This window comes from Mucilaginibacter sp. (genome assembly GCF_965200995.1).
Lineage (GTDB): Bacteria > Bacteroidota > Bacteroidia > Sphingobacteriales > Sphingobacteriaceae > Mucilaginibacter.
In genome coordinates this window covers 1,942,551-1,954,775 of sequence record NZ_OZ241743.1, presented here as the reverse complement: position 1 = coordinate 1,954,775, position 12,225 = coordinate 1,942,551, and the positions used below count along the sequence as shown (strand labels likewise).

The 12,225-nt window shown below is 48.2% G+C and carries 11 protein-coding genes; 6 read left to right on the top strand and 5 right to left on the bottom strand.

The window, feature by feature from the left end; all coding sequences use genetic code 11:
- The first annotated feature begins 514 nt into the window (after positions 1–514).
- Positions 515–1,504, top strand: a complete 990-nt coding sequence (locus ACY652_RS09250; protein ID WP_462268128.1) for a hypothetical protein — start codon at positions 515–517, stop codon at positions 1,502–1,504.
- Positions 1,505–1,553: 49 nt separating this feature from the next.
- Here ACY652_RS09250 and ACY652_RS09245 read toward each other — a convergent pair whose 3' ends face one another.
- The 4 genes from ACY652_RS09245 to ACY652_RS09230 are packed head-to-tail and all read right to left on the bottom strand — an operon-like array spanning position 1,554 to position 4,135.
- Complete coding sequence (locus ACY652_RS09245; RefSeq protein WP_462268126.1) at positions 1,554–2,084, bottom strand: ATP-binding protein; 531 nt, start codon at positions 2,082–2,084, stop codon at positions 1,554–1,556.
- Between the two features lie 20 nt (positions 2,085–2,104).
- Entirely contained in the window at positions 2,105–2,443 is a 339-nt protein-coding gene (locus tag ACY652_RS09240) for an STAS domain-containing protein (RefSeq protein WP_462268124.1), read from the bottom strand.
- Positions 2,440–3,579 (bottom strand): SpoIIE family protein phosphatase, encoded by a 1,140-nt coding sequence (locus tag ACY652_RS09235; protein ID WP_462268122.1) that lies wholly within the window; start codon positions 3,577–3,579, stop codon positions 2,440–2,442. Before ACY652_RS09235 ends, ACY652_RS09240 begins: the two co-directional genes overlap by 4 nt.
- 1 nt (position 3,580) lies before the next feature.
- Positions 3,581–4,135 carry a hypothetical protein gene (locus tag ACY652_RS09230; RefSeq protein ID WP_462268120.1) on the bottom strand — a complete coding sequence of 185 codons (555 nt, stop codon included), beginning with the start codon at positions 4,133–4,135 and terminating at the stop codon, positions 3,581–3,583.
- Between the two features lie 55 nt (positions 4,136–4,190).
- Here ACY652_RS09230 and ACY652_RS09225 point away from each other — a divergent pair, with 55 nt between their 5' ends.
- The 3 genes from ACY652_RS09225 to ACY652_RS09215 all read left to right on the top strand — a co-directional run bounded on the left by ACY652_RS09225 (position 4,191) and on the right by ACY652_RS09215 (position 7,047).
- Positions 4,191–5,111 (top strand): glycosyltransferase family 2 protein, encoded by a 921-nt coding sequence (locus ACY652_RS09225; protein ID WP_462268118.1) that lies wholly within the window; start codon positions 4,191–4,193, stop codon positions 5,109–5,111.
- Positions 5,108–6,277 carry a glycosyltransferase family 2 protein gene (locus tag ACY652_RS09220; protein ID WP_462268116.1) on the top strand — a complete coding sequence of 390 codons (1,170 nt, stop codon included), beginning with the start codon at positions 5,108–5,110 and terminating at the stop codon, positions 6,275–6,277. The genes ACY652_RS09225 and ACY652_RS09220 overlap by 4 nt, the downstream gene beginning before the upstream one ends.
- Before the next feature lie 155 nt (positions 6,278–6,432).
- On the top strand, positions 6,433–7,047 hold the full coding sequence (locus ACY652_RS09215) for an acyltransferase (protein WP_462268114.1): 615 nt from the start codon (positions 6,433–6,435) through the stop codon (positions 7,045–7,047).
- Positions 7,048–7,307: 260 nt separating this feature from the next.
- Here the strand turns inward: ACY652_RS09215 and ACY652_RS09210 are convergent, their stop codons facing one another.
- Positions 7,308–8,714 carry a tetratricopeptide repeat protein gene (locus tag ACY652_RS09210; RefSeq protein WP_462268112.1) on the bottom strand — a complete coding sequence of 469 codons (1,407 nt, stop codon included), beginning with the start codon at positions 8,712–8,714 and terminating at the stop codon, positions 7,308–7,310.
- A 241-nt stretch (positions 8,715–8,955) separates the two neighbouring features.
- On the opposite strand from ACY652_RS09210, the gene amaB reads away from it, so the two are divergent.
- Together amaB and ACY652_RS09200 are read left to right on the top strand one after the other, a co-directional pair.
- On the top strand, positions 8,956–10,497 hold the full coding sequence (gene amaB / locus ACY652_RS09205) for an L-piperidine-6-carboxylate dehydrogenase (protein ID WP_462268110.1): 1,542 nt from the start codon (positions 8,956–8,958) through the stop codon (positions 10,495–10,497).
- A 32-nt stretch (positions 10,498–10,529) separates the two neighbouring features.
- Complete coding sequence (locus tag ACY652_RS09200) at positions 10,530–12,182, top strand: S8 family serine peptidase (RefSeq protein WP_462268109.1); 1,653 nt, start codon at positions 10,530–10,532, stop codon at positions 12,180–12,182.
- Positions 12,183–12,225 lie beyond the last annotated feature (43 nt).

Below are 12,225 nucleotides of genomic sequence, written 5' to 3'. Positions count from 1 at the left end.
GGCGGCGGTGGCGGCGGTGACGGCAAGTGGCCGTTTTGTCCGCCGGTGTCGTCATCACCGCCACCAAGGCTTTGTGTCATTACCGTTCCGTTACTACTCTTAATCAAATCCGGAGGCACAGGGCACCCGGTTGCCAGTAAAATGGCAATAATCAATTCCAACATGTGTTTCAATTTTAAAGGTTACTGAATGCTGCAGCCACCCCGGGCCTGGCCCGGAGCAGTACTGCAAATCAGGTAAGCCACTGCTTACCACACTGGGAAGTGTAAGCAGAGATCACAACAGCGGGTTATAGCTTCCCAGGCCTGCAACCAGCTCTTGTGCGCTCTGCTTATGTTGGAACCTGTTGGGTGCACCTGCCCCGTTAGCTACCGGGGGTTTCAACCGATTCCGAAAGCGAAGGTAGACCGCAATAAACTGCCCGGTGGCAGCCGATTCCGGCAATTCCTATCATTCCGGAAATGCAGCTGGTGTTGCATTAAATCCCTTAGTTTTACCCTTAATATTTTAGCGGATGTTTGCGGATTATCAGGCACAGGTGTTGGAGGAGTACCGGAAACGGTTAGTGATGGGGCAGCTATCTTTGCGGCTAACTGTGCCTACGGCTGCCAAATTGAAAGCCGAGTGCCTGGCGGTATGTGAAGAAAAGTATCAGAAAAAAGATGAACAGCTATTGCGGCTGTTCTTCGGAGTGCGGGAAGGGCAGGCAGGCTACCTGCAAGCCATTAAGATATGTGAAGCCGATAAATTTAAGCCACTGATCAATTTTTTAAGGAAGGCAACCGCTGCTACCGATGAAAAGAATATTGAACTGCTGGCGTGGCTGATCGGCTTTGAACCCCGGCCCTACCAGATTGGTTTTGTAGCCGTAGCATCAAACCACAATGATCTGTTTCCTGCCGCTGATAATAATACTGATGAACAGCCAACGCCTCCGGCACAAGCCCTGCAGCCTGATGAGGAAACATCTTCTGTAACCGGTAAAGGGAAAGTAGCGGATTACAAATATGATACAGATGATACCGATGCCCTCAATCAGCCTGTTTTATTTGAGCCGGATGCAGTGTACGAGGTGCCCGCCATTGCAACAAACCGCCGGAAGAAAAGAATTATAGCTATTGGAACTGTACTCCTTACGGCAATTGGTGTCTGCATTTACCTCCTCTGGGGTTACAGGTTTACATCTGTTGGTAATCATAAACTTATGTCTGGCAGTTCAACGCCATGTATGTACTGGGCCGAAACGCATTATCAACAAACCAACTGCAACCAAAAGCATGGGCATACTCCTGTTATTGCGCTCGATACTGCACAACTCGCCCATTTTAAAAGGATTACCGAGCCGGACACCATTACGCCTGCTTCCATCAGAAAAATATGGTATTTTAAAAATAAGGGGCAGCTTGAACTTTACACCTCAGGCGGCTCTCACCCGGTTTACCGGAACCGGCGGCTTTTGCCGGTTACTGCTCATATCTATAAAAAATATATTGCGCCCAAGTAAATGAATCCGTTTATAATGACATGTAGAGTTAAGCCTGCTATCGGTACTTTTAAAGCGCTATAAGCTTTTTCACTGCAAATACATTCGTTTTCTCTTCGGCATTGTAGCAATATCTGCACTCATCTGCAGCCTTTGCAATCAGCAGCAGGCCAAAATGGTCATGCAGTTGTTGTGCATCAGGCAAAGCAGGCAGTTCATGCTCCGTATACGTAAACCTCAAGGTTTGCCGCGCTTCCAGCGTTGCCAGCAGCGTATGCATAATATCGTTTGTTACCTGCAGCACATCGCCGGGCTTGGTAAACCCAGGGTGATGAAGCAGTTTTATAGGTGGCCCCTTATCTGTTTTGGTAATCAGCAGGCCTGTATTGTTTATCTCAATATTGAACTGTACCAGGCCGTTGCCTGTATGTTTAATGGCATTGGTAAGCAGTTCGGTTAAAATAATTTTGGTTTCAAAAAGAAATGTCTCCTGCGCAGGTGCAGGCAGCGTTACCTGCTGCTGCACATAGCGCAGCATTTGCTGCAGCAACGGCACCAACTGTGCCGTGCTTACCTCAAACTCAAATTCCTGCAATGGCATTTTTTGCGTAGTAAAGCAATTTAACTAATGGCCTGAACGGCTTCGGGCAGGGAGGGATATATTTTAAACACTTTATCCAGCCTGATTAATGACATCAGGTTATGAATATCCTTACGCAGGCCAACCAGCACTACTTCTTTCTTTATGCTGATTGCCTGCTTCAATACCGCCACCAGGGCGCCCAGAAAAGAACTGTCGGCGTACTCTACCTGCTGCAACTCTAAAATCAAGTTATTCTGATGCTGGCTGAGCAGGCCGGCAAGCTGCTGCCTTATCATATCCGCGTTGTTCAGGCTGGCTTCTGTAGTATTAATTCTTACCACTAAATATCGGGCGTTTTGTTCTACTAATTCGGTCATGTCTTTAAAATATGGATGATGCTGCTGTCGTCTACCTGCGTGTTTACGGCAGGAACAAAAAGCGTATGTTTCAGGTCAGTAAATGGTATTTGCTGTTGCAGCAACGGCTGCAATTGCTGTGCAAATTGATGATAATCGGTTTTTTTACCTTGGTCAGCGGCAAAGTCGGTCATGCCATCGGTGAAGATCAGCAGGCGATCACCGGTTTGCAAGGTGATGTGCTGCTCATCATAGTTGCCATCGGCAAATAGCCCCAGCAGCAAGCCGGATGAGGCAACCTGTTGGAGTTGCCCGGTATGGGCCTCATATTTCAATAAAGGTAAATCGCCAGCGCCCGAATAGCTGATGCCTCCGGTTTGGCGGTCAATCATCAGCAGCGAGGTGCTGGCCAATATATCCTTCAGCACTTCATCGTGACAAATCACGCTGTTCACTTTTTGTAGTATGCTGGCTGTAGAATAATCGTGGCTAAGTACCCCAAACCGGATGGCCGCACGCAGATAACTGAGAAAACTAAAGGTAAAAAACCAGGCCGTCCACTTTTTACCCATAATATCGCCCAGCACTATAAAAGTATAACGGTGGTCAACTTCAATAAAATCAATAAAATCGCCGCCGGGAATATCCTGGTAAGATTGGTGCCAGAAATCCAGCTCAAAGCCTGCCACCACTGGCGCACCGGCCGGCACGGAGCGCACATTCAACGCTTCGGCCGCTTTTTTTAGTTCCTGGGCGGATAGCTGCCGCTGTGTTTCTACGGTAAGCAGCAGGTTATTCAGTTTACTGATGATGACATTGACCGGTATATTTTTCAGGATGTAATCTACCGCCTGTAAATCCAGCCCTTTCAGCATCACATCCTGATCGGTATCGGAAGTTAGAAACACAAAGGGAATGTCTTTCAGTCTTGTATCCTCCAGCAGGCGCTGCCTGAATTGCAGCCCGTTCATTTCCGGCATCTGGTAGTCGGACAAGATCAGGTCGGGCTGCTCATTGCTTAAATATGCAATCGCCTCCGCTGCCGATACGCAGGTATGGCAATGGATGCCTGCTTGTTGTATGGCCCGACAAAGCATCTTCAGGTAAAGCGGGTTATCATCTACCAGTAACAGTTTACGTACTGCGTTTTGTGCCATGTTATTGCCGCGAGCCTTGCTGTATAATGGCCCTGATGAGCAAATATATACCTGTAAATATTACCAGCAAAGAGATCAGATCCATTAATGTTACTCCATCATCATGATTAAAGTAAAAAATGGTGAACATTTCAAAGTAAGGAGGGGCGGGCATCACAATCATGGCAAAGCCCAGCGTAATCATAATTACACCGATAATACCGGTTATAAAACGCTTGGTTTTTTGCGCCAGCAGGTATTTGTGCGAAGCTTTACTGTCTAACTGATGGGTGGACAGCAGCATACTGAACTCATCCAGCAACTCCTCACGCGAAGCAGCGGATGCACCGTCCACCTGCCGGAAAGCATCAAAGGAATCAACCGAAGTACTATAAGGTATAGCATTTTCTACGGCCTGATTAAACCGCCGCTGCAAATTGCGCACCTTGTCGCTGTTAAGCTTACTGGCCGAAAGCAGGCTGATCAGCTCATCCAGCTTTTGGTCTATCACATGGTCACTATGGGCAATATGCTCAAAAGCGCTAAGGTCTTTTTGTATATTATCGTCAATATTCAATTTAAAATGATATTTTCATCAAACATTTAAGCCCTGTTGCCGTAAGCAAGCACCAATGACCAAGGTTTCAATCATTACGATAAATTTCAATCAAAGTTACGTTACCGAGCAACTTTTGAACTCTGTTGCCGCTACCAACACCTATGCGGACATAGAAATTATTGTGGTTGATAATGCCAGCAAAGTCAATAGCATTCCGGAGTGGCAGGTAAAATACCCCGGCATTAAATTCATCCGCTCTGAAAAAAATCTGGGTTTTGCAGGCGGTAATAACTTAGGTATTGAGGCCGCTACCGGTGAGTATCTGTTTTTAGTGAATAACGATACCGAGTTTACGCCCGGCCTGGTGCAAACGCTGGTGAATATATTAGATAGTAACCCGAAGGTGGGCGCTGTATCACCCAAAATCAATTACTTCGACCAGCCTGATACGCTGCAATATGCCGGCTTCACGCCAATGAACTATTACACCGCCCGTAATTATTGCATCGGGCAGTTTGAAAAGGACAAAGGGCAGTACGATGGCCCGGCGCATGCTACCGGCTATGCGCATGGCGCGGCAATGATGGTAAAGCGCGAAGCTATTGACAAGGCAGGATTGATGGCCGAGCACTTTTTTTTATATTATGAAGAAATGGACTGGTGCGACCATATTAAGCGTGCCGGTTACGAAATATGGTTTGAACCTGCGGCGCTTATCTATCATAAAGAGTCGCTTTCTGTAGGTAAGGCCAGCGGCTTAAAGGAATATTTTATGAACCGCAACCGCATCCTGTTCATCAGGCGCAATGCACCGCTGGTGGCGAGGTTGTTTTTTTACCCTTACTTTGCTGCCGTGGTAGCGCCGCGCAACATCGTCAGCTATGCACGCAAAGGCTATAAAGGTTTCGCCAAACTATTATTTAAGGCTATTGGCTGGAACCTTACCCATAAAAACGACAGTACCGATTTAGGCTACCCTATCAACACATTATGACCTTTTTACTCTGGCTTAGCCTGTTTATTGTTTTTTACGCCTTTTTCGGCTATGGTATATTGCTGTACATTATTATTAAGATTAAACGGGTATTGCGGGGTAAACCTGTTATTCCTGCGGTAAACTTTAATCAGTTGCCCACCTGTACGCTGGTGGTAGCCGCCTACAATGAGGAAAGTTTTATTGCTGAAAAAATCCAGAACAGTTTGGCGCTGAATTACCCGGCAGGTAAGCTGAAACTTATTTTTATTACTGACGGCTCGACCGACCGCACGCCTGAAATTATTGCACAGCATCCGCAGGTTCAATTAATGCACTCGGCCGGCCGCAGCGGTAAAATTGCTGCCGTGCACCGCGCCATGACGCAGGTAAATACCGGGATTGTGGTATTCACCGATGCCAATACTTTTCTGAATGCCGATGCCATTATCAACATCTGCCGCCATTATGCCGACCCTAAGGTGGGTGCCGTAGCCGGCGAGAAGCGGGTACAGGTAGAAGAAACGGCCGATGCTACCGCCGGTGAAGGTTTTTACTGGAAGTATGAATCAAAACTAAAAACTTGGGACTCGGAGCTGTACTCGGTAGTTGGTGCCGCAGGCGAATTGTTTAGCATACGCACCGCGCTGTACCAGCCGGTGCCGCCCGATACCATTTTAGATGATTTCATGATTTCACTATTGGTTGCCGAGGACGGCTATCGCGTAATTTATGAGCCGGAAGCCTATGCCTCCGAAACCTCGTCGGCCAATGTAAAGGAAGAATTAAAACGGAAAATACGCATTGCCGCCGGTGGTATACAATCCATTGTAAGGCTTAAAGGGTTATTAAATCCGTTTAAAATACCAATACTCACCTTTGAGTACATAAGCCACCGCGTATTGCGATGGACGATTGTTCCCTTCCTGATGATTTTGGCATTGATCCTGAATAGCCTCCTGGTAATACAGGGCGCGGGGTTTATTTACCATTTGCTGCTGATAGGGCAGATTGCATTCTATGCCGCCTCCTTGGCCGGCTGGCTGCTCGAGACCCGGCAGGTTAAAGTAAAGCTGCTGTTCATCCCCTATTATTTTTGCATGATGAACTATGCAGTGTTGCGCGGTATATTCCGCTATATGGCCGGCAGCCAGAGCGCCGTTTGGGAAAAGGCCAAGAGGAAGTAAGAGACAGTTATTATAATTAAATAAAAAATATCAACCTGTCATTTCGACCGCAGGGAGAAGTCTTCTAAAACAGCCCGGTCGCGCGAAGAAGATTTCTCCCTGCGGTCGAAATGACGAATCAATAAGTTATAGGCTAATTAAAAGTGCCCGTCACCATGTCAGTAAAAGATACCATTAAAAACAACCCTAAGATAAAGAAGCTGGTGCACCGTATGCTGATCCCGAAGGATGAGGCCCGGCCGCGTGAATGGGTAAAGCTGCTGGTAAATCCTTTTATTCATAGAGTAGGCAAAGGCGCCATCGTACGCAGCCGTACCCGTATGGATGTATTGCCTTTTAACAAATTCGAACTGGGCAGCAAAGCGGTAATTGAGGATTTTTGCACGATTAACAACGGCGTGGGCGATGTATTAATTGGCAGTAATACCCTCATTGGCATGGGCAATGTAATTATTGGCCCAATCACCATCGGCAACAATGTAATACTGGCCCAGAATATTGTAGCCAGCGGCCTCAACCACGAGTACCGGGATATTGATACCCCTATCCATCAGCAGCCCATACTTACCGCGCCTATTACCATTGAGGATGATTGCTGGATAGCGGCTAACTCCGTAATTACAGCCGGGGTAACCATCGGCAAGCACAGCGTAGTAGCTGCCGGGTCGGTGGTAACTAAAGATGTCCCCCCCTATTCAGTAGCCGCAGGCAATCCGGCCAAAATAATTAAACGGTATGATTTTGAGCAAAAGGACTGGGTGCGGGTTTAAAGGTGCAGCGCCGGAGTATAGATTACAAAAATTGGATTGAAATAATACTAACCCGTCATTTCGACCGCAGGGAGAAATCTTCTGCCGCAGACCGGCTGCTTGAAGAAGATTTCTCCCTGCGGTCGAAATGACTGCGAGGAGGGATTTATGATTAAACAAGTTGTTTATTTTTAACAATCGCCTATATAACAAAACACCCCACACTTTAAAAGTGCGGGGTGTTTTGTTATGTAGTATACTTATCAACAACAGCGAGCGGCCTATTTAGTGTACCGGTTGATAATATCCAGTATCACTTTATTCTTCTGCAACTGGGGCAGATAATCAAACAGGATATAGTGCTTCTCCGGGTCGGCAGTGAGCGCCTGTTCCAGATTGGTCAGCGCCTCATTGTAATCTCCTTTAGCAAACAGGTAAGCCACTATCCGATAATACAGTTCAGCAGCATCCGGGTTGTTCTTAATGGCCTGTGCCATTACTTCAATGGCATCAACCAGGCGGTCCTGCTCATAAAGTATAGACGAATAATCAAGCCAGGCATCCACATCCAACGGGTTCAGTTCAGACACTTTTTCGTATGCTTTTTCAGCTTCGTCCAAATGGCCAAGTTTATATTCGGCATCGGCAATGGCAAACCAGTAGTCGGCATTGGCCGCATCCAGATCCAGCGCCTTTTTATAAAAGTGCAGGGCCTCAAAATAACGCTCCTCAAAATCAAGCGTTACGCCAATGCCAAACCAGGCATCCGCCAGCTTGGAATCCATCCGCACCGATTTCTTATAAAACGAGCGGGCTTCGTCCATCTGCTCCAGTTTCTCGTAGCACTCGCCTATCGCACAATACGTATCGGCATTAGGCGGTTCGTATTCAAAAGTCTGGCGGTACACCTCAATGGCTTCGGCATACTTTTCCAGGTTCACCAGCGCATTACCTTTATTAAAGTAGGCCGATGCAAAGTTGTCCTTAATCAGTATCGCATAGTCATACGCATCAATGGCTTTTTCAAACAGGCTCATTTTGGTATAGGCATTGCCTAAATTATACCAGGCGGCGTAACTGTACGGCTCGGTATCAATATACTGCTGGTAAAACTGGATGCTTTCCTCCTGGTTATCCAATACATCGTAACAAAAGGCCAGTTCGTACAAAGCATCCTGATTTTCCATGTTCTGCTTCAGGCACTGCTTCAGGTACTTTACAGCGGCCTGGTAATCGCCCATGTTCTGGTGTACATAGGCAATATGCAGCAGAATATCATCCGTTTCCTCGGCCATGCCTAACGCCTTCTCATAATTTTCCAGCGCCTCGGTATAGCGCTCCATGCTCTCGTACAGATTACCGCGAATTATGTAAATATCAGCATCAGAAGCTTCCAGCAGGGCTGCTTTATCCAGTGCGGCAAATGCCTCGGATACCCTATTGGTAACCACCAGTAACTGGGCCTGCTTAATCAGAAAAACAGCGGCGTAAGGGTGCTGATTGCGGGCATATTCCGCTACCTGCAATGCCCGCGCCGGGTCATTCTTCTCAATGTAATAATCAATGATATTTTCAAATGCAGAGGCATCGAAAAAATACTGATCATGATTGCGGAGCATCTCCTCGTAGCGCTCTACCGAGAACTTCGGATCTTCGGTAAAACCATATTCAAAATCATCTTCTTCCATTCAATCTGCTTTTTCTAAATGAATTAATATCAAGATACAACAATTGCTGTTGTTTTGCAAGTAAACACATGCTAATAAGGTGCCAAAGCGCCTCGAATTTATTAACAATGGGCGGCGCTTTTTCCACAGCTTTGGTAACTTGCTGATACTTAATTCTTCACCATAACGTTACAGAAAGAACATCTGTAACAAGGATATTTATATCCTCAAAATTTTACATTTGCCGTATCATTGCCCCGCTATGCATTTCAACATCCCATCGGTTTTACAGCAGTTAGACATCTGGCCTGAAAATGAAGCCTGCAGCACCGGGCTTAATCATTCAAGCAGCGCCGGTACGATACTTAAAGACATCTGCTCGCCAGTAGACGGCAGCCGGATTGCGGCGGTACGCATGGCCACCGAAGCTGACCACAGCCAGGTAATTGCACAGGCGCAGCAGGCCTTTTTACAGTGGCGGCAATGGCCTTCACCAAAGCGTGGCGAAATTGTGAGGCAGATAGGCCAGGCGCTGCGCGAGCGCAAAGATGCATTGGGCCAGTTGGTATCTTATGAGATGGGCAAGAGTTTGCAGGAAGGCTGGGGCGAGGTGCAGGAAATGATTGACATTTGCGATTTTGCCACCGGCCTGAGCCGGCAGCTCAATGGCGCTACCCTGCACTCGGAGCGGCCCGAGCACCGCATGTATGACCAGTATCACCCGCTGGGTGTAGTAGGCATTATATCCGCCTTTAATTTCCCGGTAGCGGTATGGAGCTGGAATGCCATGCTGGCCTGGGTATGCGGCAATGTATGCGTTTGGAAGCCTTCGGAAAAAACACCGCTCACGGCCTGGGCCTGCCAGCATATTGTGCAGCGGGTGTTTGAGCAGAACGAGGTGCCCGAAGGCGTATCCTGCCTGATAGTTGGCGACCGAACCATTGGCGAACTGATGGCGCATGACAACCGCCTGCCGTTGCTTTCGGCCACCGGCTCTACCCGTATGGGTAAGGCGGTAGGTGCAGCTGTGGGCGCCCGCTTAGGCCGCAGCTTACTGGAACTGGGCGGCAACAATGCGATTATTATTACGGAAAATGCCGATTTGGATATGGCGCTCATTGGTGCGGTATTCGGTGCTGTAGGCACTGCCGGTCAGCGCTGCACCACTACCCGCAGGCTCATCATCCACGAAAGCGTGTATGAGAATTTTAAACAAAAGCTGATAAGCGCCTATGGGCAGCTTAAAATAGGTAACCCTTTAGATGAACACAATCACATGGGCCCGCTCATTGATCAGGATGCGGTAGCGGCTTATCTGAAAGCCATTGAAGATGGCAAAGCGCAGGGATGCAAGTTTGTGGTAGAAGGCGGGGTTTTACAGGGGGAAGCTTATGCCTCCGGCTGTTATGTGAAGCCCTGCATCGCCGAAGCGGAGAACCATTACGCTATTGTGCAGCACGAAACCTTTGCGCCGATACTATACTTAATGAAATACAGCACGCTGGAAGAAGCCATTGCCCTGCAGAATGGCGTACCACAGGGCCTATCTTCTGCTATCATGACACAAAATTTGCGCGAGGCAGAACATTTTTTATCGGCCCGGGGTTCTGATTGCGGCATTGCCAACGTGAACATCGGCACTTCGGGCGCAGAGATTGGCGGGGCGTTTGGCGGCGAAAAAGAAACCGGCGGCGGCCGCGAGTCGGGCTCGGATGCCTGGAAGGTGTATATGCGGCGGCAAACCAATACCATTAATTATTCTGCCCGGCTGCCCCTGGCACAGGGCATTCACTTTGAATTATAAACCATACTAAATATATCTCCTTTAATATTCTGATGAACAAATTTTATTGTTGCTTAACAGGTTTAGCCGCAGGCGCCCTGTTCACTTATCAGCAGGCGGCAGCCCAGGCTATGCCCGCCCCCACACCTGAACCGCCTAAAAACTGGCATACTATGGATTTAAAGGCCGATGGCTTTTACGGCATCAGCCTTAACCAGGCTTACCAGGCGCTTAAAGGCAAAAAAAGCAAGACCGTAGTTATCGCTACCATTGACAGCGGGATTGATACTGCCCAGCGCGATTTAAAAAGCATCCTTTGGGTAAACCCTAAAGAAAAGCCCGGCAACGGTAAAGATGATGACGGCAACGGTTATGTAGATGACCTGCATGGCTGGAACTTTTTGGGCGGCCCCGGCGGCAAGTGCGATTACACCGAAACCACCGAGGAAGTGCGCGAGTATGCCAGGCTGCAAAGCAAATATAGCAGCGTAACCAGCGCCCCTGCCGGTCAGGAAAAGGAATATGCCTATTGGCGGAAGGTAAAGGCTACCCGCGATTCTACCGTAGCTAAATCATCAGCCGAGATACAGCAGCTTACCCCGGTAATGAATGTGCTGATGACCACCAGCGGCTACATTAAACGCGGCCTGCGCCTGGGTGGCGACGGCACCTTTACCAGTGCCGATTTAAGCCGCTTACCAAAAGGCAATGATACCCTGGCACAAAGCAAGAATGTGTGGACCATGCTGTTCCAGCAGGAAGGCGGCAACGCCAGCAATGCAAAAGTTATCAAGGAGCTGAGCGAATATATCACCAAGCTAAATAATGATGTAACCCCTGACTTAACCGCACGCCAGCGTATTGTAGGTGATAACCCCGATGTACGCGACGGCAAGCCTTATGGCAGTAACCTCGTTAAGTTTGAAGATGCATCGCACGGTACCGGCGTGGCCGGCTTAATTGGAGCTGTGCATAATAATGGCTACGGCATCAACGGCGTGGCCGATAACGTACGGATTATGGCTATTAAAGCCGTACCCAATGGTGATGAGTATGACAAGGACATTGCCAATGCCATCCACTATGCGGTGGATAACGGCGCTAAGGTGGTGAACATGAGTTTCGGCAAGAAGATATCGCCGCACAAAGAGTGGGTGGACGAGGCCTTTAAGTATGCCGCCGCCCATGATGTACTGCTGGTACAGGCTGCCGGTAACGACAACCAGGACGTGGATGCCAAGCCCGAGTACCCGAATGATATGTTTGCTGATGGCTCGGGCACCGATGCGGATAATGTAATCAGCGTAGGCGCATCAGGCCCTAAGCCGGACAGTAAGCTGGCCGCCAGTTTCAGCAACTATGGCAAAAAGAACGTGGATGTGTTTGCACCGGGTGTAAAGGTAACTTCAATAGATAAGGATGCCGAATTTAACACCGCCGATGGCACCAGTTTTGCTTCGCCCATTACGGCCGGTGTAGCTGCATTGCTGCTGGAGTATTATCCGGACTTAAGCGCTAAGCAGTTAAAGCAGATCATCCTGCAATCGGCCAAACCGCTTAACGGCACTATGGTAATTAAGCCTGGCGATAAGGAAGGCGCTGCTGCGGTAGATTTTGCCACCCTGAGCAAAACCGGTGGCATTGTGAATGCCTATCAGGCGGTAATCATTGCTTCTAAGATGAAGGGTGAACGCAAGAAATCGTAACGATAATATATTTTTATTTATAACAAATAAGGCGGAGCTCCAA